Origin of the sequence: Sporosarcina sp. P25 (assembly GCF_002743235.1) — a bacterium.
GTDB classification, from domain to species: domain Bacteria; phylum Bacillota; class Bacilli; order Bacillales_A; family Planococcaceae; genus Sporosarcina; species Sporosarcina ureae_B.
Map to the genome: position 1 here is coordinate 1 of NZ_PDYV01000029.1, position 24,202 is coordinate 24,202.

Annotated in this window: 26 protein-coding genes; 14 read left to right on the forward strand and 12 right to left on the reverse strand. The window is 39.9% G+C overall.

Annotation, left to right across the window (positions count from 1 at the left end; all coding sequences use genetic code 11):
* Nucleotides 1-245 precede the first annotated feature (245 nt).
* The gene (locus tag CSV70_RS16820; RefSeq protein WP_255397546.1) at nucleotides 246-368 is read right to left on the reverse strand and encodes a hypothetical protein; all 123 of its coding nucleotides are present in this window, start codon (nucleotides 366-368) and stop codon (nucleotides 246-248) included.
* Between the two features lie 271 nt (nucleotides 369-639).
* On the opposite strand from CSV70_RS16820, the gene CSV70_RS15540 reads away from it, so the two are divergent.
* The 7 genes from CSV70_RS15540 (at nucleotide 640) to CSV70_RS15565 (ending at nucleotide 5,939) form a co-directional block, all read left to right on the forward strand.
* Nucleotides 640-1,791 (forward strand): ABC transporter substrate-binding protein, encoded by a 1,152-nt coding sequence (locus CSV70_RS15540; RefSeq protein ID WP_085131675.1) that lies wholly within the window; start codon nucleotides 640-642, stop codon nucleotides 1,789-1,791.
* 108 nt (nucleotides 1,792-1,899) lie between these two features.
* Nucleotides 1,900-2,784, forward strand: a complete 885-nt coding sequence (locus tag CSV70_RS15545; protein ID WP_085131674.1) for a branched-chain amino acid ABC transporter permease — start codon at nucleotides 1,900-1,902, stop codon at nucleotides 2,782-2,784.
* Nucleotides 2,785-2,788: 4 nt separating this feature from the next.
* Nucleotides 2,789-3,772, forward strand: coding sequence for a branched-chain amino acid ABC transporter permease (locus tag CSV70_RS15550; protein ID WP_085131673.1), 984 nt, complete (start codon nucleotides 2,789-2,791; stop codon nucleotides 3,770-3,772).
* Entirely contained in the window at nucleotides 3,744-4,517 is a 774-nt protein-coding gene (locus CSV70_RS15555) for an ABC transporter ATP-binding protein (RefSeq protein WP_085131672.1), read from the forward strand. The genes CSV70_RS15550 and CSV70_RS15555 overlap by 29 nt, the downstream gene beginning before the upstream one ends.
* Nucleotides 4,510-5,211, forward strand: coding sequence for an ABC transporter ATP-binding protein (locus tag CSV70_RS15560; RefSeq protein ID WP_099629522.1), 702 nt, complete (start codon nucleotides 4,510-4,512; stop codon nucleotides 5,209-5,211). Before CSV70_RS15555 ends, CSV70_RS15560 begins: the two co-directional genes overlap by 8 nt.
* A 115-nt stretch (nucleotides 5,212-5,326) precedes the next feature.
* The gene (locus CSV70_RS16365; protein ID WP_157111229.1) at nucleotides 5,327-5,479 is read left to right on the forward strand and encodes a P1 family peptidase; all 153 of its coding nucleotides are present in this window, start codon (nucleotides 5,327-5,329) and stop codon (nucleotides 5,477-5,479) included.
* 115 nt (nucleotides 5,480-5,594) lie between these two features.
* Nucleotides 5,595-5,939 (forward strand): DUF6568 family protein, encoded by a 345-nt coding sequence (locus CSV70_RS15565; RefSeq protein WP_085131670.1) that lies wholly within the window; start codon nucleotides 5,595-5,597, stop codon nucleotides 5,937-5,939.
* A 74-nt stretch (nucleotides 5,940-6,013) separates the two neighbouring features.
* Here CSV70_RS15565 and CSV70_RS15570 read toward each other — a convergent pair whose 3' ends face one another.
* The 6 genes from CSV70_RS15570 to CSV70_RS15595 form a co-directional block, all read right to left on the reverse strand.
* Nucleotides 6,014-6,649 carry a precorrin-2 dehydrogenase/sirohydrochlorin ferrochelatase family protein gene (locus CSV70_RS15570; RefSeq protein WP_099628055.1) on the reverse strand — a complete coding sequence of 212 codons (636 nt, stop codon included), beginning with the start codon at nucleotides 6,647-6,649 and terminating at the stop codon, nucleotides 6,014-6,016.
* The gene (locus CSV70_RS15575) at nucleotides 6,630-7,391 is read right to left on the reverse strand and encodes a sirohydrochlorin chelatase (protein ID WP_099629523.1); all 762 of its coding nucleotides are present in this window, start codon (nucleotides 7,389-7,391) and stop codon (nucleotides 6,630-6,632) included. Before CSV70_RS15575 ends, CSV70_RS15570 begins: the two co-directional genes overlap by 20 nt.
* Entirely contained in the window at nucleotides 7,388-8,164 is a 777-nt protein-coding gene (cobA, locus tag CSV70_RS15580) for a uroporphyrinogen-III C-methyltransferase (RefSeq protein WP_099629524.1), read from the reverse strand. Before cobA ends, CSV70_RS15575 begins: the two co-directional genes overlap by 4 nt.
* Before the next feature lie 12 nt (nucleotides 8,165-8,176).
* Nucleotides 8,177-8,773: an adenylyl-sulfate kinase gene (cysC, locus tag CSV70_RS15585; protein ID WP_099629525.1), complete on the reverse strand. Its 597-nt coding sequence runs from the start codon at nucleotides 8,771-8,773 to the stop codon at nucleotides 8,177-8,179.
* An 11-nt stretch (nucleotides 8,774-8,784) separates the two neighbouring features.
* Nucleotides 8,785-9,927 (reverse strand): sulfate adenylyltransferase, encoded by a 1,143-nt coding sequence (gene sat / locus CSV70_RS15590; protein ID WP_099629526.1) that lies wholly within the window; start codon nucleotides 9,925-9,927, stop codon nucleotides 8,785-8,787.
* A 68-nt stretch (nucleotides 9,928-9,995) separates the two neighbouring features.
* A complete protein-coding gene (locus CSV70_RS15595; RefSeq protein ID WP_099629527.1) occupies nucleotides 9,996-10,703 on the reverse strand; it encodes a phosphoadenylyl-sulfate reductase in 708 nt (235 codons plus the stop codon).
* A 1,517-nt stretch (nucleotides 10,704-12,220) separates the two neighbouring features.
* On the opposite strand from CSV70_RS15595, the gene CSV70_RS15600 reads away from it, so the two are divergent.
* Nucleotides 12,221-12,937: a YebC/PmpR family DNA-binding transcriptional regulator gene (locus tag CSV70_RS15600; RefSeq protein ID WP_099629528.1), complete on the forward strand. Its 717-nt coding sequence runs from the start codon at nucleotides 12,221-12,223 to the stop codon at nucleotides 12,935-12,937.
* Nucleotides 12,938-12,979: 42 nt separating this feature from the next.
* On the opposite strand, the gene CSV70_RS15605 is transcribed toward CSV70_RS15600, so the two are convergent.
* Nucleotides 12,980-13,354, reverse strand: coding sequence for an SLAP domain-containing protein (locus CSV70_RS15605; protein WP_099629529.1), 375 nt, complete (start codon nucleotides 13,352-13,354; stop codon nucleotides 12,980-12,982).
* 221 nt (nucleotides 13,355-13,575) lie between these two features.
* Between CSV70_RS15605 and CSV70_RS15610 the strand changes: the two genes are divergently transcribed.
* The 3 genes from CSV70_RS15610 (at nucleotide 13,576) to CSV70_RS15620 (ending at nucleotide 16,034) form a co-directional block, all read left to right on the forward strand.
* Nucleotides 13,576-14,043: a low molecular weight protein-tyrosine-phosphatase gene (locus CSV70_RS15610; protein WP_085131659.1), complete on the forward strand. Its 468-nt coding sequence runs from the start codon at nucleotides 13,576-13,578 to the stop codon at nucleotides 14,041-14,043.
* Nucleotides 14,040-14,741 (forward strand): RluA family pseudouridine synthase, encoded by a 702-nt coding sequence (locus CSV70_RS15615; RefSeq protein ID WP_085131658.1) that lies wholly within the window; start codon nucleotides 14,040-14,042, stop codon nucleotides 14,739-14,741. The genes CSV70_RS15610 and CSV70_RS15615 overlap by 4 nt, the downstream gene beginning before the upstream one ends.
* 75 nt (nucleotides 14,742-14,816) lie before the next feature.
* Nucleotides 14,817-16,034, forward strand: a complete 1,218-nt coding sequence (locus CSV70_RS15620) for a carboxylate--amine ligase (RefSeq protein WP_099627982.1) — start codon at nucleotides 14,817-14,819, stop codon at nucleotides 16,032-16,034.
* A 158-nt stretch (nucleotides 16,035-16,192) separates the two neighbouring features.
* Here the strand turns inward: CSV70_RS15620 and CSV70_RS15625 are convergent, their stop codons facing one another.
* Nucleotides 16,193-17,926 carry a methyl-accepting chemotaxis protein gene (locus tag CSV70_RS15625; RefSeq protein WP_233191833.1) on the reverse strand — a complete coding sequence of 578 codons (1,734 nt, stop codon included), beginning with the start codon at nucleotides 17,924-17,926 and terminating at the stop codon, nucleotides 16,193-16,195.
* A 285-nt stretch (nucleotides 17,927-18,211) separates the two neighbouring features.
* Here CSV70_RS15625 and CSV70_RS15630 point away from each other — a divergent pair, with 285 nt between their 5' ends.
* The gene (locus CSV70_RS15630) at nucleotides 18,212-19,255 is read left to right on the forward strand and encodes a lipid II:glycine glycyltransferase FemX (RefSeq protein WP_099629531.1); all 1,044 of its coding nucleotides are present in this window, start codon (nucleotides 18,212-18,214) and stop codon (nucleotides 19,253-19,255) included.
* A gap of 38 nt (nucleotides 19,256-19,293) precedes the next feature.
* Nucleotides 19,294-20,475 carry a DEAD/DEAH box helicase gene (locus tag CSV70_RS15635; RefSeq protein ID WP_099661172.1) on the forward strand — a complete coding sequence of 394 codons (1,182 nt, stop codon included), beginning with the start codon at nucleotides 19,294-19,296 and terminating at the stop codon, nucleotides 20,473-20,475.
* 164 nt (nucleotides 20,476-20,639) lie between these two features.
* Here the strand turns inward: CSV70_RS15635 and map are convergent, their stop codons facing one another.
* The 3 genes from map to CSV70_RS15650 all read right to left on the reverse strand — a co-directional run bounded on the left by map (nucleotide 20,640) and on the right by CSV70_RS15650 (nucleotide 22,663).
* Nucleotides 20,640-21,389, reverse strand: a complete 750-nt coding sequence (gene map / locus CSV70_RS15640) for a type I methionyl aminopeptidase (RefSeq protein WP_099627985.1) — start codon at nucleotides 21,387-21,389, stop codon at nucleotides 20,640-20,642.
* 93 nt (nucleotides 21,390-21,482) lie between these two features.
* The gene (locus CSV70_RS15645) at nucleotides 21,483-21,824 is read right to left on the reverse strand and encodes a magnetosome magnetite crystal formation protein family (protein WP_085131652.1); all 342 of its coding nucleotides are present in this window, start codon (nucleotides 21,822-21,824) and stop codon (nucleotides 21,483-21,485) included.
* 101 nt (nucleotides 21,825-21,925) lie between these two features.
* The gene (locus CSV70_RS15650; RefSeq protein ID WP_085131651.1) at nucleotides 21,926-22,663 is read right to left on the reverse strand and encodes a hypothetical protein; all 738 of its coding nucleotides are present in this window, start codon (nucleotides 22,661-22,663) and stop codon (nucleotides 21,926-21,928) included.
* Nucleotides 22,664-22,894: 231 nt separating this feature from the next.
* Between CSV70_RS15650 and CSV70_RS15655 the strand changes: the two genes are divergently transcribed.
* Nucleotides 22,895-23,440, forward strand: a complete 546-nt coding sequence (locus CSV70_RS15655; protein WP_085131650.1) for a GNAT family N-acetyltransferase — start codon at nucleotides 22,895-22,897, stop codon at nucleotides 23,438-23,440.
* Nucleotides 23,441-24,202: the final 762 nt, after the last annotated feature.

Sequence of the window (24,202 nt, forward strand, 5' to 3'; positions counted from 1 at the left end):
GTGGCTTGAGCCGCTTCCTTCGCTTTGCTACGTCCAGGGTCTCAAGACGCACGCTGATCCCTCAGGAGTCGGCCTTTCTCCGTTCCGGTACATTCTGATACTCTAAAAAATATTTGCTGATAGAACAGAAAAAAGCGTAAAGGACTCATTCCCCTTACGTTTTTTCTGTTCTGTCCCAACCTCTTTTTTTTTGCTTTTCGACATACAATAATAAATATGAAAAGAGCAAACATCAAACCAATAAGTTACTGACTAGTCACCGCTTCTGCAACAGTGAAATCATTTAATAGAGCGAGATTAATAATAGTAGAGACTGTACCGTAACAACTCGCTGCGAAGATAGCCATAAGTGGATAAATCCAGTTCATCAAAATAACTTACATTATATTCAATTAAGAAATAAATATCTCTAATATGATAGATAGTTTTAAATATTGTAAATATTACAACCTATGCTATTAATAATAGGGTATAATCAAAATATTAGTTATATCACTATTTTGTCACATGAAAACAGAAGCTCATGTTCGATGAGTCATAAGATAACCAGAGTTGTGACAAATGATATAACTAACAAATTATTGAGAGTTGTATAATTCTCGATGATTGAAATTTCAATCAAATAGGGGGCTGGGTAGTATGAGTAAAAGAAGTAAACTCTTGTTTACAGTTTTAATGGCTTTCACATTAGTAATGTTAGCCGCATGTGGAAACTCATCAACAGATGATACTGAAGGTGCAGATTCCGGTGATGTTGTAAAAGCAAAAGTAGGCGTTATTTCATACTTAACTGGCCCAGGTGCTAGTTATGGTGAAGCGATTACAAACGGAATTAATCTCGCACACAAAGAAATTACTGAACTTGGAGAAGTGGACATTGAGTTGAAAATTGAAGACTCTGCTGGTAAACAAGAAGAAGCACTATCAGTTGCACAAAAATTAATGAACTCAGAAAATGTAGATGCAATTATTGGGCCTACTTTAAGTACTGAAATGCAAATTGTTGGACCAGAAGCAGATTTAAACGGTGTTCCGATTCTAGGTACATCAAACACAGCTGAAGGTATTCCACAACTTGGAGAATATGTATTCAGAAATTCAATTCCTGAGACATTAGCAATTCCTGCATCTGTGCAGAAAGCTATTGATAAATATGGTGCAAAAAAGGTTGCGATTTTATACGGAAATGATGATGTATTCACAAAAGCAGGATATGACACGATGAAGCAAGTTGCTGAAGATTTAGATTTAGAAGTTTTAACAACAGAAACTTTCCAATTAGGACAATCTGATTATAAAGCACAATTAACAAAAATTAAAAGCCTAAATCCAGACTTAGTTTTAGCTTCTGCTCTTTATAATGAAGGCGCAGTAATTCTTGATCAAGCCCGCAAAATGGGAATTGACGTACCATTCGTTGGCGGTAATGGTTTTAACTCACCGGAAGTTATTGAAATTGCTGGCGACGCTGCAAATGGTTTAATCGTTGCAACTCCTTGGTTCGCTAAGAAAGACAACGAGAAAGTTAAAAAGTTTGTTGAAGATTATAAAGCGGCTTACGGTATGGAGCCGGACCAGTTCGCAGCACAAGCATATGATGGTTTTTATGTAATGGCTGAAGCAATTAAAAATGCTGGTGAAGCAGATCGTGATGCGATTCGTGATGCACTGGCTGAAATTAAAGATTTTGAAGGCGTTCTAGGAAATATGTCATTTGATGAAGACGGTGACATTATTATGGAGCCAACTGTTTTAATTATTGAAGATGATGAATACGTAGTATTTGAATAATTTTTCAAGGAAGGGGCTGGGGATTTTCCCAGCCTTGTTGTTTTCTTAAATGACTTACGAAAAATGAGATTAATCATATAAGTCGAAAATGAAGAAGGAGGAGTACTATTGCTAATTGAACAATTAATAAATGGTTTAACATTAGGAAGTATCTATGTCATTGTTGCGCTAGGTTACACGCTCGTATTTGGTGTGTTGAACGTAGTAAACATGGGGCACGGGGAAATCTTTATGTTCGGAGCATTTATGGGCGTCGTTGTCACGAATATATTGGGTTGGCCATTATATATTGCATTTGTGGTAGCCATTGTAGTGACGGGAATTTTAGGCTATTTTCTCGAAACATTTGCGCTAAGACCATTACGAGGGAAAGAAGGTGTCTCACATCTTGCGCCTTTAATAAGTACAATCGGTGTTTCAATTTTTCTTGAGAACGTTGCACATCACTTTTTTGGTTCAGGCAACCAACCATTCCGTACATCACTTTCAGAATTAAAATTCGTTTTAGGATCAACAACTGTTTACTACGTTCAAATTATTATTTTCGTTATTGCTATTTTACTAATGTTTGGACTTACTTTTTGGTTATCTAAAACAAAAGCAGGAAAAGCATTACGTGCAAGCGCGGAAAACTTAGCAGTAGCAAGCCTTCTCGGTGTAAATACGAAAAAAACGATAACGCAAACTGTTATTATTGCATCAGCAATGGGTGGAATTGCTGGAATTTTAGTGGGAATCGCTTTCAACTCTGTTAACCCTCAAATGGGTTTATCTTTCGGACTTAAAGGATTAGCTATTATTATTTTAGGTGGTTTAGGTAATGTTAGAGGAGCCATGGTAGGTGGTTTGATTTTAGGGATGGCTGAAACATTTATCGTAGCATATGGAGATTCAGGTTATCGGGATGCTGTTGCGTTTATCGCTATCATTGTTATTTTAATCGTACGACCACAAGGAATCTTTGGAACAGCTACAACTGGGAGAAAGGGTTGATTAGATGTTAGGCGAATTAATAAACCCGTATTATCTACAAGTTACTTCTTTTATTTTAATTAATATCATTCTAGCTGTTAGCATATACATAACGCTTGGAACAGGACAATTATCACTTGGTCATGCGGGCTTTATGAGTATAGGTGCGTACACAACAGCTATTCTAACGCTTAATTATAATATGCCGCTTGTACTCGGTGTCATTATAGCTGCTATCTTTACAGGGATTGTTGGGACATTAATCGGTATTCCGGCTTTAAGATTGCAAGGTGTTTATCTCGCTATTGCAACACTTGGGTTCGGTGAAGTCGTTCGAGTTCTTTTCATTAACTGGGATGGTTTAACAAACGGTGCAATTGGCTTATCAGGCATTCCGCATCTTGGAAGAGAAATACTTAGTGTAAGTAAAACTATAGGAATAGAACCTGATATGTTTGGGTTGAAAAACAACCAGTTCATAAGTTTAGCTGTCTTTTTTGTCTTACTTATTATAACGATTTCTGTCATTTGGTTCTTCGTGAGACAAAATAATTCTAGAATTGGACGTGCTTTCTCCGCTATTAAAATGGATGAAGAAGCATCAGAAGCAATGGGTATTAATATTACTTATTACAAAGTATTAGCTTTCGGTCAAGGCGCAATGTTAGCAGGATTTGCAGGCGCATTATATGCCCATTTAATGGCGTACATTAGCCCATCAGACTTTGATTATCATAGAGCAGTAGAAATATTGATTTTCTCTATTTTTGGCGGAAGCGAAGTGATATGGGGATCCATATTCGGAGCTGTGTTCTTATCTGCAATGCCGGAATTCTTACGTTTTATCAACGAATATCGATTTATGATTTATGGTGCGCTTCTTGTTCTTATGATGGCGTTCCGCCCACAAGGAATTATCGATGTGAATATGATGAACCGATTTAAACGATTAAGACCTAAGAAGAAAGGGGAGAAAAAGCATGGTGCTGGAAATAAAGAAGATCAGTAAAAACTTCGGTGGTATCCAAGCTTTAACCGATGTCTCATTTTCAGTGGAAGAAGGCGAAATTCTTGGTTTAATTGGGCCTAATGGTGCTGGAAAGACGACTATGTTTAATATGATTACAGCTATGTATCCTCCTAGTTCTGGTGAAATATCGTTTGTCGGTAATCCACTTTCGAATTTAAAGCCACATCAAATTACAGAAAAAGGCATTTGCCGTACATTTCAAAATATTCGTCTATTTTCTGACTTAACAGTACGTGAAAACGTTATGGTAGGTAATCATTGTCGACTAAAAACTAATGTGTTGCAAAGTGTTTTCCGCACGAAAGCTCAAAAAGCAGAAGAAGCTAGAGTTTTGGCAACTTCAGATGAGATATTAGAAGTTGTTGGCTTAGCGGATGATAAGGAAACAATTGCAAAAAACCTATCATACGGTGCGCAGCGGAGATTAGAAATCGCAAGAGCTTTAGCAAGTAGACCAAAGTTAATCCTTCTTGATGAACCAGCGGCTGGGATGAACGAAAAAGAAACGAATGATTTATTTAATTTAATTAAAAAAATCCAAACGTTAGATATTACAGTGCTACTTATCGAACATGATATGCCACTCGTGATGCGTGTTTGTAGTAGAATTATCGTTTTGAACTTTGGTAAAAAAATTGCAGAAGGTACACCGAGCAGTATTCAAAATAATAAAGAAGTAATTGAAGCCTACCTCGGGGTTGAGGAGGAAGATGAGCTTGCTTAAACTAGATAACATCAGTACCTTTTATGGTAAGATTCAAGCGTTAAAAAGTATAGAGATAGCTGTAGAAGAAGGGACAATCGTAACGATTTTAGGTGCCAATGGTGCTGGTAAGACGACGATGATGAATACCATCGCTGGGCTTTTAAAACCCAAAGAAGGTACAATCCATTATTTAGGGAAAGACGTTACAGGTCGTCGACCAGACCAGCTTTTAAGAAATGGTTTAGCGCTTGTTCCAGAAGGTCGAGGTATTTTGGCAACAATGACTGTTTTAGAAAACTTGGAAATGGGTGCATATCACCGAAGTGATTCAGAAGTTAGCGCGGATATTGAAAAGGTGATGGATCGCTTTCCGATTCTGAGAGAAAGAAAAGAACAATACGGTGGGACACTTTCAGGTGGACAACAACAAATGTTAGCGATTGCCAGAGTAATTATGTCTAGGCCAAAGCTTCTTTTACTAGATGAACCTTCAATGGGTCTAGCACCGATCATCGTTGCAGATATATTTAAAATTATTAAAGAGATTAATGAAGCGGGTACCACAGTCTTACTTGTTGAACAAAATGCGCGACAAGCATTAAAAGTAGCAGATCATGGTTATGTACTTGAAAATGGGAAAGTAGTTGCTTCTGGTACTGCTAAAGAATTATTGCAAGATGATACGATTAAGAAAGCCTATTTAGGTCATTAATCAAGATTGAAAAGGCAGTAGAACTTTGCTGCCTTTTTTATTTTGATTAAAATAGAGAAAACTAGTCTGAAACTAAGTCTTTACTTATTTAGAATTTTAACTTGGGATGAATAACATGGACTCGCGTGAATCTAAAAAGTTAGAGATGGATGACCTTTTTCTCAGTGCAGCTGAAGTGGCAGAAGAAGCAATAGTGAATTCCCTATCACAGGCTATCACGACGACAGGACGGATGGGGAATATCATCCACGCCTATCCGTTTGAATAGATAGTATGATGGAGGTCTTTGAAAAGTATATGGAGGTGAACCGATAAGCAGATTTGTTTGAGTCTTTACACAATGCGGTATACTAATACTAACAATGAAAGGAGATTGATCATAAATGGGTTATGAAGAAAATGTAGCGGGTTTTGATAAAATTGATTCGGCAAGAGCAGACGAACTAGTAAAAGGGGACGGCGAGGCTGTAATCTATGTCGGTAAATCCGTATGTCCTTTCTGCCAACTATTCGTTGAAAAATTAAACAAAGTGGCTAAAGAAACGGATGCCCATATCTATTACGTTAACAGTATTGAAAATGCTGACATGAAAGGTGTTTCTGCTTTCCGTAATGAGTACGACATTCCAACAGTGCCTGGCTTCATCTACACAAATGGAGACACAGTAAACATTAAATGTGATTCTTCCATGTCTGAAGAAGAAATCAAATCATTCATGAATAAATAATCGATTAAAAACTACATAAAGAGATCCTTAATTCGTAAGTGAATTAAGGATCTCTTTTAATTCTATTTTCTTTTTTAACTGATGAGCTGTTTTGATGGAAAGGTTTGCTGTAGTTCGTTCATAAGAGTCTGCCGCTCTTCTGCATTATGGAGATAAATAGGCTCGATAGCTTCTTTCAGCCATGTCCTACGCTCTGCGCGATCCGCGATGTAAAGCTTCACATAGTGTCGTACATCAGCAAGGAAATCCAGGTAGTCCTCATATCGTTCATCATAGGTTTCTGCAATTTCGTCACGAACATTTTTGGCCAATGAAGGACTTGCGCCACTTGTCGATACACTGATGATCAGTTTACCGCGTGTCATAACAGCGGGAATCTGTGCAGTACCTAAAGAAGGATTGGAAGCGTGAACGACCAGTTTACCCGCATCTTTTAATTGTTTGGCAAGACAATCATTTACTGCTTCGTCATCCGTTACAAGCAAGGTGAGAAAAGCATTTGCAACGTCTTCCCATTGTGCTTTTTTCGTGATGAGTGTAACCGTCCCTCGTTGTTCTAGTTCTTCAAAAGACGGGTGGAATTCAGGGCTGATAATGGTAGGATGGATACCGAAACGATGGAGGTTGAGTACTTTGTGATATGCGACGTGCCCGCCACCGACTAGGAAAATATTTGATTCATCCATGTTTTCAAGCATGATGGGGAACATAGAGACCACGTTTCCTTTCTGTTGCTTCATCGGCCCTTTCATTCAGAATCGCATGAATCACGGGGTCATAGCCTAATTCGGGGCATAGATGAATAGCGGTTGTTGTTTTAGTTTTCTTTAGTGTTCGTTCAATTGATTTCATCAAGATACCCGTGAACAATAAATACGGTAAAACATACAAATTCTTTGGCTGATGTTCTAGTAATCGTTCGAGTTCATCTTCATAAAAAGGCTCGCAAGCTGCTAGATAACCGACACTGACATTGTGGAGTTTAGTTTTTTCTTGGAAGATTCTTTTGATTTCTGCAAAATCATCTTGCGTAGCGGGATCACTACTGCCTCTTCCAATCAATAAAATGCATGCATCCTCAGGAATTACTTCTGTCGTTTCATGCAATCGTTCGATTAGTACATTGATCATTCTTTCATCCACACCAATTGGATCACCGTAGTAAACAGGAGTATCAGGGTAATCCATCATAACTTCCTGAAGCTCAGTAGGAATATCCAGGTTGGCATGACCTGCGCGTAATAACAGAAAGGGGATAGCAATAATTTCTGTTGCGCCTCGTGCGATACAGCGCGCAACGCCTTCAGCAATCGACGGTTCAGCGAGTTCCAGAAAACACGCTTCCTGGATAGGGGCCGCTTCGGTTTCCATTGTCTTCTCAATGAATGCCAAAGCAGCCTGCTGCCCTTTCTTTACGCGGCTGCCGTGGCAAATATATAAGATAGCTCTCATACCATCGCCTTGTGTAAACGACGTTCTTTACTGGATTCTTCAAACCATTGTAATTCATCACGCAAGCGAACGACTTCACCGATAATGATCATACTCGGATTTTTGACTTCTTCCAGACGTGCCGTTTCCGTCATAGTGGAAAGCGTCGCAGTAACTGTGCGCTGTGTCTCTGTCGTTCCCCAATGAATGAAGGCAACAGGTGTGTCCGGATCTTTACCGTGCTCAATCAATTGTTTTTGGATATAAGGTAGATTGCTGACACCCATATAAATCGCTAGAGTATCAATCCCTTTTGCGAGAGCTTGCCATTTTTCAGTCTCTTCGGCACCTTCTTTACGATGGCCCGTGACGATTGCAAAGGAAGCGCTGTAATCACGATGGGTAACAGGGATTCCTGCATAGGCTGGAGCTGCAATTCCGGACGTAATGCCCGGAATCACTTCGAATGGGATGTGATGCTTCACCACAAACGCTGCTTCTTCACCGCCGCGACCGAATATAAATGGATCGCCGCCTTTCAGACGTACGACTTGTTTACCTTGTTTCGCATGTTTAACCAATAAGAAATTGATCATATCCTGCTGAACGAAATGATGCTTAGGAAGTTTTCCTACAAAAATCAATTCTGCATCGGACTTTACATGAGTTAAGATTTCTTGATTGATCAGTCTGTCATAAAGAACTACATCCGCTTGCTGTATAGCTTTCACTGCTTTGACGGTCAATAAATCAGGATCTCCAGGACCTGCTCCGACTAGCCAAACTTTGCCCATTCCAATCACTCCTTAATTAATCCATTTTTTATCGCGTAAGTAACCGATCAATTGTTCGACACACTCATCAATCGTATATCGATCAGTTTCTAATGTAAGTTCAGGTTTTACTGGTGCTTCATAAGGTGATGAAATCCCAGTAAATTCAGGAATGACACCGGCACGTGCTTTTTCATATAAACCCTTTGGATCACGTTGTTCACAAGCTTCAAGAGGACAACTGATATACACTTCAACAAATTCATCTTCTTCCACTAAGAGTCTGACGCTATCACGATCCTCTTGGAAAGGGGAGATGAATGCGGTAAACACGAGCTGACCACTGTCAATGAATAATTTTGAGACTTCACCAATGCGACGAATGTTTTCTTTACGTGCTTCATCAGAGAAGCCAAGGTCCTTATTTAAGCCATGACGAACATTATCACCATCAAGTACATAAGTGTTAGCACCAAGATCATGCAACCGGCGTGCGGCTGCATTGGCAATGGTGGATTTACCCGAACCGGATAGACCAGTGAAGTAGAGTACTGCACTATGATGTTTATTTTTTGATCGTTGTTGTTCTTTTGAAATTAATTGGTCATGCCATACAATGTTCTTTGCCATATCGTCATCCCTCACTTCGCCAGTTCTTTTTCTTGTAATCCATTAATGAGTACATCGACCACTTCTTTGCGACTGAATTCCGGTGGAGGCAAGATGCCGTTTTTCAACATCTCACGCACCTTAGTTCCCGAAAGGATGACATGGTCCTCACTGGGGTGCGGGCAAGTTTTAGGTGTTGCCATATTGCCGCAAGTTTTACAGAAGAAACTATGCTCAAAGAACAGTAATGTGATGCCGATTTCCTCCGCTGTAAAGTTCGAGAAGATTTCTTGTGCTTCGTATGTGCCATAATAATCTCCAACACCTGCATGGTCACGACCGACGATAAAGTGTGTGCAACCATAATTTTTACGCACAAGCGCATGGAATATTGCCTCGCGTGGTCCTGCATAACGCATTGCAGCAGGGAAAACAGCCAACTTCACGCGATCTTCAGGGTAGTAATCACTCAGTAGAACTTGATAACTCTCCATCCGTACATCAGCTGGGATATCGTCAGACTTTGTTTCACCAACTAGCGGATTGAGCAAAAGTGCGTCCACGATTTCGAGTGCAGTTTTTTGAATATACTCATGTGCACGGTGCACAGGATTACGCGTTTGGAATCCGACAATCGTCTTCCAGCCATTACTTTCAAATGCTTGACGAGTTTCAGAAGGATCGAAATAAAATTCAGCAAAATCTTTCTGTTCTATTCGTCTGATCAGTTTAATCGGTCCACCTAGATAGATATGGCCGCGATCAAGTAACTTCGCTACACCTGGATGTGCACGGTCAGTTGTTTTATACACTTTTTCTGCTTCAATTTGTTGATCAGGTTCGAAGATATCCGTTATTTCAAGTGTGCCGAATATATCACCTTGATAGTCGAGTAATACTGTATCGCCAACGGAGTAAGCCGAACTGTCTTTTACGGGTAGCGTAATAGGCAAACTCCATATCGTACCGTCCGCGAGACGAATATCATTGACGACTGCATGATAATCTTTAGAAGTTAAAAATCCAGTTAACGGGCTATAGGCACCCGTTGCGATTAATTCCAAATCACTCACTGATGTTGCATCAATAGAGACTGTTTTGTGCAATCCTTTAATGGAGAGAGTGGGATCATATAAATTAACTAACTTACCGCCGTGTGGTTGTATTGTTGTCATTTTTAAGCACCTAACCTTTACATTTTAATAAGTCATATAGAAATACTAGGCTTTAAAATCAAAAAAAATTACGTGTGCAAGCCGCATTCTGTTTTTCCACTACCAGTCCAACGTCCGGAACGCATGTCTTCTTCAGTAAAAGCGGGTTTTGTACAGTTTGCACAACCAATACTCGGATAACCTTGATCATGGAGTATATTATAGTCCAGTTCATGTGTGTGGGCGAAACGCCACACATCTTTCCATGTCCAATGAATAAGCGGACACACTTTAATCTTCTCAAAACGGTTATCTACATTTAGATAATCCGTAGATTTTCTCATTTCAGATTGTTCTCTACGTAATCCTGATATCCATGCGGTGGAAGGGTCAATAGCTTCTTCCAATGGTTTAATCTTCCGCAAATCACAGCATTGGTTTGGGTTGGTTTTCCAGAGATCTAAACCGTATTGATTTGTTTGTTCTTCAATAGTCAATCCAGGTTGTTGCAAATGAATTTGAAGTTGAGGATAGCGCTTTTTCACTTTTTCTATCGTGTCATACGTTTCTTTAAAATGATAATTAGTGTCTAAGAAAACAATCTTGGCATTGGGCTTCACCCGTGAAATCAGTTCAATTAATACAATACCTTCGATACCGAAGCTACAAGCATAGACTAACTTTTCTCCATAGTGATCATAAGCCCATTGCAATACTTCAGAAGCTCCTTTGGTCTCGGAGTCTGTCGGAAACTCTGGTAAGACCGGTGCATCTTTCCACGATTCAAATGTGACCATTCCATCACCCCGCTAACTGTTATATTATTAACAGTTTAACAGACAATTAAAAATAGTCAATACAAATTAGAATAGTAGGGATTGGAATTTTTATTTATTTAAATAATGGCGAATTCTTATTTGGAAGAGGCTCTAAAGCATGGTAAGTACTCACCGAACATGGGTAGTATTTTTGAAAATTTATTTTATTTCCGGGATTTGTAGAAAGTTTCTTGTTTTCATGGTAGTGCGAAGAAAGAGTATATTGATCCTTATTATAGTGCTATAGGATGGTTTACGTGTTGGAAATGATGCAAGGCAGTGTGAGTAGTTGAATTTTTAATGGAATTAGTGCTTGTTGGATTGCGTTTCTGTTAGGGGTGCGTAATAAGCGGTGGTGGGTTGTGGTTTTTGCACTTGCTTTTTCTGTTGGGTGTTTGTTTAGGGGTTCGTGGTTTTGCTGGCAATGAGACTGGGGCGGTCATGGTCCTCACTCCGGCGCTGGTGGATGGCTTTCGCAAGGAGCCACTGACAGAAAGTTCGCCTGTCTCTGTTTTTATTTCTGTTAGAACCACAACTTACATCATTACCACTAAGTAGCACAGGCACAACTGCGGGGTAGGCCGTGGCCCTGAGACAACTGGCAGCCCTATCGCCAGCTGGCTCAGGGCTGTAGGCAATCCCCCACGTGCCTGAGCGGGTCGAGAAAGTGAACACTTGCTAACTTCAGAATCCAAAAATAAGTCGAGCGACGTCCCCAACCAAAAGTAAGCAAGAAATGCATAATAGCTATCACCATGTCACTGTTTTTCTCTTCGCTAGAAACACAAACTAATTCATTTCCCCAAAGTAGCGCAGGCACAACTGCGGGGTAGGCCGTGGCCCTGAGACAACTGGCAGCCCCATCGCCAGCTGGCTCAGGGCTGTAGGCAATCCCCCACGTGCCTGCGCGGGTAGAGAAAGCATACACTCACTAATTTCAGTATCCAACAACCAGTCGAGCGACGTCCCCAACAAAAAGTGAGCAAGAAATACATGATAGCTATCACCATGTCACTGGTTTTCTCTTTGCTAGAAACACAAACTAATTCATTTCCCCAAAGTAGCGCAGGCACAACTGCGGGGTAGGCCGTGGCCCTGAGACAACTGGCAGCCCCATCGCCAGCTGGCTCAGGGCTGGAGGCAATCCCCCACGTGCCTGCGCGGGTCCAGAAAGCATACCCTCGCTAATTTCAATACCTAACAATCAGTCGAGCGACGTCCCCAACCAAAAGTGAGTAAGACGGGCAGCCGCGTAGTGGTTCTGTCAAATGGATTTCTTAGTTGTGTAACGTATAAAAAATCTTGTTTTGCTAGTACAATCTATATTATTACTACTCAGTAGCGCAGACACTCACTAATTTTTAGTACACGACAACTCTTAGAAGTGTAGAGGTTCCTACCTACGTCTATTTATCTTTTTACTTTTCATGTCAAAAAGCAATTGGTATACTAAATAGTAGTAAATCATTATAACTAAAGGAAAGAGTGTGCACTCAATGGGCCGTAAATGGAATAATATTAAAGAAAAGAAAGCGTCTAAAGATGCGAACACGAGTAGAATCTATGCAAAGTTTGGCCGTGAAATATATGTAGCAGCAAAATCAGGAGATCCAAATCCCGAATCAAATCAAGCATTGAAATTCGTACTCGAACGTGCAAAAACATACAGCATACCGAAAGCGATCATCGACCGTGCAATCGAAAAGGCAAAAGGTGGCGGCGAGGAAAACTTTGACGAACTTCGTTATGAAGGGTTCGGACCGAACGGCTCAATGGTTATCGTGGATGCATTAACAAATAACGTCAATCGGACAGCGTCAGAAGTACGTGCGGCATTTGGTAAAAATGGAGGCAACATGGGCGTGAGTGGTTCTGTAGCTTATATGTTTGATCCAGCTGCTATTATTGGTGTTGAAGGCAAAACAGAAGATGAAGTATTAGAATTATTGATGGAAGCCGACGTTGATGTCAACGATATCGAGGAGGAAGATGGGCAAGTAGTTGTATACGCTGATCCTTCCCATTTCCATGAAGTACAGGAAGCGTTTAATCAAGCTGGTGTTACGGACTTTACTGTAGCAGAGTTATCCATGATAGCTCAGAATGAAATTTCATTAGATGCAGAAGCGCAGGAACAGTTTGAAAAAATGATTGATGCACTAGATGATTTAGAAGATGTACAACAGGTTCATCATAATGTTGAGTTAACGTGAAAAAACAGCTGTTCCATAATGGAGCGGCTGCTTTTTTATGTGTTACTTTATGAAGACCTTCCATCCGTCAGTAGGTTCTTCAGTGGAATCGACACAAGTTGGTAAAAAGACGAAAGACCAAGGTGTTGCCGTAAAAGATGGAATATCTAGGGACAATGAAAAAGTCTCTTCAGCTGCTGTTTCTCCTCGTTCATTTACTACATATACTGTAGCTTCACGAATAGATAATAATTCGTCACGATTATTTTGCAAAAATACAGTAGCGACTAATCCTCCATTGCGTTTTCGTTTTAACAGTATAGGTGTAGCTGTAAATTCTTCATGTACAGATCTTTTGGTTTCATATTGATAAATAAAAGCCTGTTTTTGTTGGTCTGATAAAGTAGCTTCCCACGTTTCTTCAAACATAATTTGCATAGGGTAGACCTCCTTTTTCCTACATCATTCCCTTTGTGATGATATTTAAGTCCTATTATATCACAAAGTTATAATAAATATTAATTACGACTTAATTCCCTTGTGTAAGACATGTATTTCGTAATGCTTGGAATTATCGCTGATTATTATACATAAAATGAAGAAAATTATCGAATGCTGTATACTAGAATAGAAATATACTAGTAAAGGGAGAGAGTCGTATGATACGTGTATTATTCGTTTGTCTCGGGAATATTTGTCGCTCACCTATGGCTGAAGGAGTATTTCGTAAGATGATTCATACTGAACATTTGGAGAATCACATCGAAGTAGACTCGGCAGGAACAAGCAATTGGCATGTGGGGAAAGCCCCTCATGAAGGAACGATATCCAAACTGGCAGAATTTCAAATTTCGGCAGAGGGGATGGCTGGACGTCAGTTGAATATGAAAGATGCAGCGGAATTTGATTATATTATTGGAATGGACGCGGAAAACATCCGAAATATACATAACATTTTTGGTGATCGTGACCACCAGCGTGTGTTTCGTTTTTTGGATTTGACTAGTCACCAAAAAGACGTTCCAGATCCGTACTTCACTGGTGATTTCCAAGAAACATACGACTTAGTGCTCGAAGGTTGTCAGGCATTATTGGATTGTATTAAAAAAGAGGCATCCATTAAATGAAGATACCTGTACTATATGAAGATAACCATCTCTTAGTCGTGGAAAAGCCCGTCAATGTCCCGGTGCAAAAAGATGAGAGTGGAGATTTGGACGTATTGACTATATTAAAGCAGGATATTAAAAGACGTTATCAAAAACCGGGGAAGGTATATCTTGGCTTAGTACATCGTCTTGATCGTCCTGTTGGCGGTGTGATGGTATTTGCTAAAACTTCCAAAGCGGCATCTCGTCTGTCCAATCAGCTTCGTCGCGGCATCATTGATCGGAGATATTTAGCGATTCTCCGTGGTGTGCCTCAGAAAAGACAATCTACTCTTCAGCATTACTTATACAAGAATCGTCAGAAAAATCAAGTGTATAGTGTGAGACCGAATCATCCGGAAGGGAAAGTGGCCAGTTTGGATTATCAAGTACTTGATAGCAAAATAGATCAAAGTTTAGTAAGTGTACGTCTACATACAGGACGTTCACACCAAATTCGGGTACAAATGGCAACAGAAGGCTTCCCGCTTTATGGTGATCAGAAATATGGTAGTGCAATGAATAAGCGTGGCGAACAGATTGCATTATGGGCGCACAAGTTGGAATTTGAACATCCGACAACAAAGGAAATGATGCAGTTTACTTCAGAAGCACCGCGAGTTTATCCTTGGGAATTATATGCTACTCATGATCAAGTTTATAAAACATATGGTTAGTGAAGAACGGTCCTTTCTTGACTTACGAATTCAGTGCAACTACACTAAATGGAAAAACGTCTGTTGGAGGAATATATGAGTAAGCATTCTTTTATCCCGATTATTGTCGGAACTAATATTAATGCCTATAATATGGCAATTTCATTTCATGAAGAATATGGCATCAAACCTGTAATTGTTGGTAGGGAACCATTACCATTTACAAGCTATAGTACGATTACAGATATCCAGGAACTGAATCACGGTCTACACGATCCAAAAGTATTTGTTCAGTTTTTACGGGATATTGCGAAGAAATATCGTACGGCTGATCAAAAATTAGTGCTTGTCGGAACAGACGATTTATATGTCCGATTGATTATTGAGCAACGAGAAGCTTTGCAAGAAGATTTCTTATTCAATTATATAGATGAAGAAATCATGAATGCCGTGTATATTAAGAAAAACTTCTATAAATTATGTGCAGAGCATGGAATAGATACACCCTCTACGTACTTCCATTCATGTTTATCCGATGAACCATTTACAGAAGAAGTACTGTTCCCGGTCATCATCAAGCCGAGCGATGGTGTTCAATATTATCGTCATCCGTTTGACGGGTTGCAGAAAATCTATAAAGTTGATACATATGAGGAAATCAATCGCATTATCCAAATGGTTAAGGCCAGTGGATACACAGAAGATCTGATCATCCAAGATTTCATTCCTGGGGATGATACGTATATGTGGGATGCTGTATATTACGCTGATCAGCATGGTAAAGCGCAGCTAATCACATTGGCTCAGGTGGTATTACAAGAACGTGCGATGACGGCTATCGGAAATTATACGGCATTGATTACGCGGTATGATGAAGAAATTATGACGAAGTTAGCTAACTTCCTTGAAGCAATTGGCTATGTCGGTTACGGGAACTTCGATTTGAAATACGATGAACGCGATGGCAAATTCAAAGCGTTTGAAGTGAATATCCGTCAAGGACGTTCGAGTTATTACATTACGCAATGCGGTGAGAATATGGCGAAGTATTTGGTCGATGACTTGGTATACGAGAAGGAAAAGCCATTAACCTATTTAGATGACCATTTCTTATTCACTGTCGTACCGAAAGCAGTATTGAAAAAGTTTGTCGATAATCCGCCTATGGAAAAAGAGATTCGATCGCTTATCAAAGCAGGAAAGTATGGTAATCCTTTATTTTACAATAAAGATAAACATATGAAGCGAAAAATGTATTTACTGATGCGTCAAATCAACTATTACAAGAAGTATAAAAATGCTGTCGAAGAATAAAGCGAGGCTGAGACAAAACTCAATAAAATGAAAAAACTGTGTAAATCCAAGTTAAAAGCATCTTGGATTCACACGGTTTTAATTTTGTCCTTTTAGTTAATTACGATAGATTTTCTACTTCTATCCCAGCCGCGTTATATCTTACTTTACTTAAATAATTAGCTAAATCGGTCAACTAGATCGTGCATATTCTCTGCTTCCGTATGAAGGTCAAGGGAAGCGTGCATAATCGTGCTGATTGCAGCTTTTTGTTCATCGATGGATGCATTGACTTGTTCGGTAGCGGCAGCCGATTCAGTTGCGACAGCTGCAATTTGATCTATTGCCTGAACAACATGTTGTCGATTTTCATCCATACTGTTCATATCATTTTCCATAGTCTTCAACAGTGATGTGATGTTGAGAATGGAATCGGATAGTTGTTCGAAAGCATTTTTAGTTTCTATAATCGTGCCTTCTTGATTACTCGTCAAATCTAATGTGTGTTTCATTTGATTTTCGGCAGTTGTCGTATCTTTTCGAATATGCACAAGGAGATCGCGAACTTTCGTAGTTGCCTCATTCGTGTCTTCCGATAAATGGCGGACTTCATTGGCTACTACAGCGAATCCTTTTCCATGTTCTCCTGCGCGAGCGGCTTCGATACTAGCGTTTAATGCCAGTAAGTTCGTTTGCTCAGAGATGGATGAAATCGTTTGGACGATGGTTTGTATTTCATTCATTCTAGATACAAGTTGTGAGAAGTTCCCTTGCAAGTCGTTGATGACAATGTTGAAGTTTTGAGAGTTTTCCTCTAAAGTCTCCGCTTTTTGCATACCTGAACTTTGTAGATCGTTCATACTGCGCATTTCTGTCACTACGTTTTCATATTGCTCGGATGCTTTAGAAATCAATGTAGATAATTGACTAACTTTTGTAATCGCGATATCTGCTTCTTCGGATTGCAATACTGCACCTGAAGATACTTCAGCAATAGCGCTATGGATTTCGTCAGCCGATGCTGTTGTTTCTTCCGTGATTGCGCTAAGTGTTTCGGAAGATGTTCTCATACGGTCTGAAGAAAGTCTTGTGTGACCGACCATTTCATTCAGATTATTTTTCATTGTATTCACGTTTTCAGCTAAATGGCCGAGCTCATCACGTGAACGGATTGGAATATCTTCGCCTGATAGTTTCCCTTGCGCAATTTCAGCTGTAATGTGACGGATATTCTTAATATATGATGTTAGACGCCCAGAGAAGATCGAGAATAGTGTAACACCCACGATGATAGAAATAATGATTGAAATTAAGGTGTACCATAAAACATTTTTTGCTCCAGCATTAAAATCTACTAGATAAGTCCCTCCCACTATAATCCATCCCCAATTAGGATCTTGTAGGCTGTATGTGACTTTGGGTGCTTCAACATTCAAGTTACTTGGCAGCGGCCAGTCATACTGTACATAACCACCTCCGCTTTTAGCTTCTGAGATTACTTCACGAATGAAGTAACGGCCATCTTTTGTTTTCGTTTCATAGAGACTTTCTCCTTCTTTCTGTGGATGTACAAGTAAAGTACCTTCCTCATCCACAACATAAAAGTAGAAGTTCTCCCCGTATTTCGCTGGATTGTTTAAAGGTCTAGTGCCATCAGTGGCCATAGGTCCCATAATTTTGTCTTTAGCTCGTTCTTGTGCTTTCTCCAAACTTATTGTACCGTTCTCTACTTGTACATTCAGTTCATCGATTAAGTCCAGAACAGCATAAGTCCCGTTCTGTAATCCCATTTCCCCAACTTTCTCAAGTTCTTGCTTTGCTACAAAGTAATTGACGATCCCCACAGCTAATAATGGAATTAAAATAACAAGTGCTGCGAGCGCTATTAACTTGTTGCGTACTGAACCTTTCACTATGTAATGCCCCCTTTTGCATTTTGCTATATGAAACCTTTATACCTTTTTACTAGTATAGGCTATTATAATTAATAACGGAATAGCTTGTCTCATTTAATAGTGATTTCCTACTTGTTTTTCAAACTTCATTGTTAAATGACAGGTAACTACTCTTCGATTCTTGACTTGAAAAATACAGTAGGCTACACTTAATAGAGCTGTGGCTGTGCGGTTCTTTAAGATTTTCAAAAGATCAAAACGGAAATTGTACGGAGCTATAGTAATGTAAGGAGTGTTCGAGCAGTGCCGATTTTAGATAAAAGCAATGCAGAAGATGTTAAAAGATATGAAACGTTTGTGAGAAATTCTCCCTTTCGTTCAATTACACAAGATCCCAACTGGGCAAATGTTAAAGATGATTGGGGTAATGAGCAAGTATACGTAGAACGAGATGGAGAAATTGTAGCCGCTATGTCCTTATTGATACGGAAGGTACCAGGCGGTTTTTCATTACTATATGCACCACGTGGACCTATTTGTGATTTACATAATCAGAAATTAGTTGAAGAATTAATTCAAGAGGCAGAGGTGCTTGTAAAAAAACATAAAGCCTTTGCATTAAAAATGGATCCAGAACAGCTGTATACAGATGAATTGGACAAGCTTTACCGTGATGCAGGTTACATAGTACGCAACGAAGGCGCGGGTAAAGAAGATTTAATACAGCCTCGTTACAATATGATTGTTAAATTGACCGACGAAGATGAAGATTCGTTAATGCTTAAGTTCCGTAGCAGAACACGAAGTAAAATCCGAAGCTCTGCACGTAAAGGTGTGGAGATTTCTTATTCTCGCAGTGATGAATATTTAAAGAAATTCTTTGAAATCCATGAAGAAATGTCTGTTCGTAATCAAATCTCTATTCGTTCCTATGATTATTTCGTCAAAATGCGAGAAGCATTCGATGATTTACGCATCTATATAGCAAAGCATGAAGACGATTATTTAGCTGGTGCTGTAACAATTAACTATAACGGGAAATTGTATTATTTATACGCTGGCAGTTCCAACACGAAGCGCAATCTAAATCCTAGTTATCTAATGAACTATGAAATGATGAAGTGGGGATTGGAAATCGGAGCGGAACAGTATGATCTTGGTGGGGTATTCGTACTCGATAGTGAGCAAGATGGATTATATAACTTTAAGAACAGTTTTTGTCAGGTAGACGGCGTAACAGAATTTATCGGTGAAATCGATAAAGTATACAAACCGTTCATTTATAACATGTTTGTAAAAGTAGTGCCTAAAATTCAGAAGTTGAAAAAGAAGCTTCAAAAAAAATAACCGGTTGAAGTCCTCAACTACAGAAAAGAGTGAACCGAATGAATTTTTTAGACGAGCTGAATGAATCTTTGCGCACAAAATGGAAATTTAAACAACCTATGCCGATTCAGTCTCAAATGATACCCGAGATGTTGTCTGGTAAAGACATAGTAGCTGAATCACCAACAGGGACAGGGAAAACACTAGCCTATGCGTTACCTGTGATTCAAATGGTCGACGGAAATCTACCGAAGACACAAGCGTTAATTATTACGCCATCACAAGAGCTATCTATGCAGATAGTCAATGTGATACGTGAGTTGGTTGAAGGTACTCCAGTTACAGTAACTCAGCTGATTGGCGGTGCAAATATGCAACGTCAAATCGAAAAGCTAAAGAAAAAACCAACAATCGTAGTCGGTACACCGGGAAGGTTAAATGAATTAGTAAGAGAAAGAAAGCTGAAAATGTATGATATTCAATACTTGGTCATTGATGAAGGGGATCAGCTTCTGTCGCGTGAATATCGCGTACTAGTGAAAAGCTTAATTGAAGCAGCAAATCCTGAACGTCAGGTGGCAGTTGTGTCTGCTACAATTACAGATGAAATCGAGCTGGTTGCCAAGCAACTGATGAAAGATCCAATCCGCCTACAAGTCAATGCGGATGAGATTCCAAATAGTGGTGAAGTTATTCATTCCTACGTAAAAGTGGATGAACGCAAAAAGACCGACGTACTTCGAGGGATCTCTGCAATATCAGGGGTGCGCGCACTAACATTCATGAATAACGTAGATCAATTGCGTATGAAAGAACTAAAACTACTTTACACCGATGCACCAATTGCAGTCCTCTACTCGGATATGAAAAAACTCGATCGCCAGAAGACATTAGAAGACTTCAGAAAAGGTACTATTCGTATACTGATTGCAACAGACTTAGCAGCGCGAGGCCTGGATATCGAAGGACTGACACACGTCATCCATGTCGATTACCACACACAGCTGAGCAAATACGTGCACAGATCGGGAAGAACAGGCCGTGCAGGAGCAGACGGTGAAGTCCTGACACTTCTATCTTACACGGAAGAACGCGACTACCGTAAAGTTTCCAAAGGCATCAAAACCGTTCAAAAAGTCTGGTACAACGGACAACTGATCGAAGGAAACTCTAAGACAGTGGAAGAAATGAAAAAAGCGGCACCAAAGAAATCAAAGCCGAAAGTTAAGAAAAAGAAATAATAAAACGTAACTTCCACATGATGATACGCAAAGACTGAAGACTGCCCTTGTATTAGGAGGCTGTTCTTCAGTTTTTTTCTTTTAACCAGTATGTCAGTCTTTCAAAATCTTTGTACAAAAAAATGAGTGTGCACGGAAATGCCCGCACACACTCGTTTCTCCTATCAATCAAGCTGTGTCAAAATTATAGGCTGATTCTTCGTCACGACAATCGTATGCTCAATTTGGGCAACCAGTGACTTATCAGGCGTAACAAATGTCCACCCGTCATCCAATTCAATCACCTGCTCAGCCGCCTGTGAAACGAATGGCTCCACTGCCAGCACCATACCATCCTTCAATAACGTTTTATCCCAAGGATCATAATAATTCAGAATATGTTGTGGCTCTTCGTGAAGAGACGTACCAATTCCGTGACCGGTTAAATTTTTAATCACATGTAAGCCGTTATCTTTCGCTTCACGCTCAACAGCTTTACCAATCTGATTCAAACTAGAACCTGCTTTTACTTTCAATAAAGCGCGGTCCAAAGCTGACTTTGCTACGTCGCACAACTTCTGTTTTTGCTCATCAGGTGTACCTACCACGAATGAAATCCCAGTATCTGCAAAATAGCCGCCAGCTGATCCGGAGACATCTATATTCACGAGATCACCATCTTGGATCTCGTAACTTCCTGGAATGCCGTGCGCTACATGATGGTTGACACTGATACATGTATAGCCAGGGAAGTCATACTGATCGATAGGAGCAGAAACCGCACCTTTTTCAGCAAACAGACGACCTGCCATATCATCAAGTTCTTTCGTCGTGATGCCAGGTACTGTAGCATCTTTCAACGTTTCACGAATTTCTGCAACAATTTTACCTATTGCCCTTAACCCCTCTAATTCTTCATCATTTTTTACAATCATGTTCACAAGTCCTTTCTTCCGTACAATTTATTCAATTCTACTATATCATACTTTATTGATGTTTTTTTAATGATTAGCTTGTTCTTTCCATCCTTATTTCAAGACTTTTATGCCTTGATATACATTCCAGATCAGGACAATTACAAACAATAAACTATATAAAATAATGAATAACATAGGAATGAATCCCCAGAACATCATATTGCTGTTTGCATTTGTGATGCTGTCGGTATTAAAGGAAAAGATCGAAAAGGACATGATAATGAAACCAGCTATTAGTAATACCATAGGGACGATATGTGAAACGAGTGCTTTTTTTGCATGACGGCGAACTTCGAATTCATCTGCAACGAAATAAATGATGATTGGCAGTAAAAGGGGAGCGAAAAAGACACTGAAATAACTAAGAGAAGACAATAACTTTGAATTTGACATAGCGTAACCTCCACTCTCTAGCATGATAGTCCACACTCTAACCTATACCCTAGTTTACGGTATAATCACGAAAAAAACACGGCTGCCTAATTGGCACCGTGTTATAATTGTTTGGACTTTGAAAAACGCTGACCCATAAATAGTATAAAACCAATTACTGCAGAAAGAAATAAAGCGGCTGTAGAAACAAATAATTCCTCGGTCCCATTTTTTATTGCAATACCGATGAAAGACCAAATAATAATTAAATTAAACATATAGTCATGGTAGTGATACATAAAATGTAGAGCGATTGCTGTAGTCAGAGTTAAGAACAATACTGTCCATAGTGGATCACTCAAACCCCATCCTGTCCAATCGTGGAATTTGAAAGCATAGGTAGAATTCGCGATGACAGCGATAAAGATCCATGCCATATAAGCTGAGATCGGAAGTCGTTCGCGATTCGTTCCCTCTATTTTTGCATAACTGAAATACAACACGAGTAAACAAATTAATAAAGCAATTACGCTCACAATGGCCCAATAATAATAACTATAATGCCATAATAAAAGCCATGCAATATTTAAAAAACAGCTGACCGAGAACGAGATTGCACGTAAATTGGCAACGGATGAAGAGAGTCTAGCTGATGTTTTGGAAAACAAGTATAGCCAACTGACAAGTAGCAGATCTAACACAATCCAAATTGAAAAAACGTACTCTGCAGGCATGAATAGAACCGGTACCCGATTAGCAATTTCCCAAGTAGTCAGTCCGTTAAGTGGGATTAAATTTGCAGCGATATGAGTTCCAATCATGATGAGTAGCGAAAGTACCATCAAAATAATTCTTAGCATGATAAAATCCTCCTGAACAATAGTATACAGAGATTACGGATCGATGGAGTGGGAAAGTATGAATATTCCTTTACAAATGAGAAAATGTGGCATTCTATTGTCTTGTAACTGGAAAAAAACTATAATAAGAATTAATGAATTCAGGTAACTTGTACTGAATCTCCATTTCATTCGCACCGATTAGATAAAGTAGAAGGTAAGAACAGAATGCTTCGAAAAGGATGAGGACAAATGATTTTACTCGAAGGGGAGCAGTGCTACCTACGAATACTCACGGAAGATGATGCGTATCAATTCACCCAGCTACTTATCGCCAATAAGGAATACTGGACAGAATTTGAACCAAAACACGATAATACGTATTACACAGTAGCAATGCAACGGGATAAAATTCGAGAATCACTTTATCAAATGCGTGATCGACGAGAGTACAATTTCGGAATTTTTGATTCGGAAACTAGTATGATTATTGGCCAAATTTCATTGTATAGTATTAAACGGTTGCCGTTTTCCAGTGGTTTTGTGGGGTATTCCATTGATCAGCGACAAGCAGGAAGAGGCATTGGGACTGAAGCAGTCTCACTCATTAATCAATTTGCGTTTGAAAAAGCGAATTTGCATAGGATAGAAGCCTATGTATCTCCTCGTAATGTAGGTTCGGTCAAAGTATTGGAAAAAGCGAAATACCAGCGTGAGGGGTTGTTGCGTCAATTACTATTTATTAATGGTATATGGGAAGATCACTATATGTATGCCATTGTGGAAGCGGATTATTGAAAGGGTAAGACCTTTTTGGAAAAGTGGATAACTATATGGAAAAGCCGGCTCTTCGAATAGAAGATGCTGGTTTTTCTTGATGTCTGAGGTGGAGCAACTGTGTGAACGCGTTTCCGCTCATAGTTTCGTGTAGGCGCTCATAGTTCATGCCGGATCGCTCTATCCCGCTGGCTAACCGCTCTATATTGCGTTGGATTCGCTCATACATTTGACCTGAGCGCTCAAAGTCTCCTTACAACCGCTCATAGCCCCACCACGCCACACGTCATTCTAAGGTGGAGCAACAGTGCGAACGCGTTTCCGCTCATAGTTTCGTGTAGGCGCTCATAGTTCATGCTGGATCGCTCTATCCCGCTGGCTAACCGCTCTATATTGCGTTGGATTCGCTCATACATTTGGCCTGAGCGCTCAAAGTCGCCCTACAACCGCTCATAGCCCCCACCACGTCACACGTCATTCTAAGGTGGAGCAACAGCGCGAACGCGTTTCCGCTCATAGTTTCGTGTAGGCGCTCATAGTTCATGCCGGATCGCTCTATCCTGCTGGCTAACCGCTCTATATTGCGTTGGATTCGCTCATACATTTGGCCTGAGCGCTCAAAGTCACCCTACAACCGCTCATAGCCCCACCACGTCACACGTCATTCTAAGGTGGAGCAACAGTGCGAACGCGTTTCCGCTCATAGTTTCGTGTAGGCGCTCATAGTTCATGCTGGATCGCTCTATCCCGCTGGCTAACCGCTCTATATTGCGTTGGATTCGC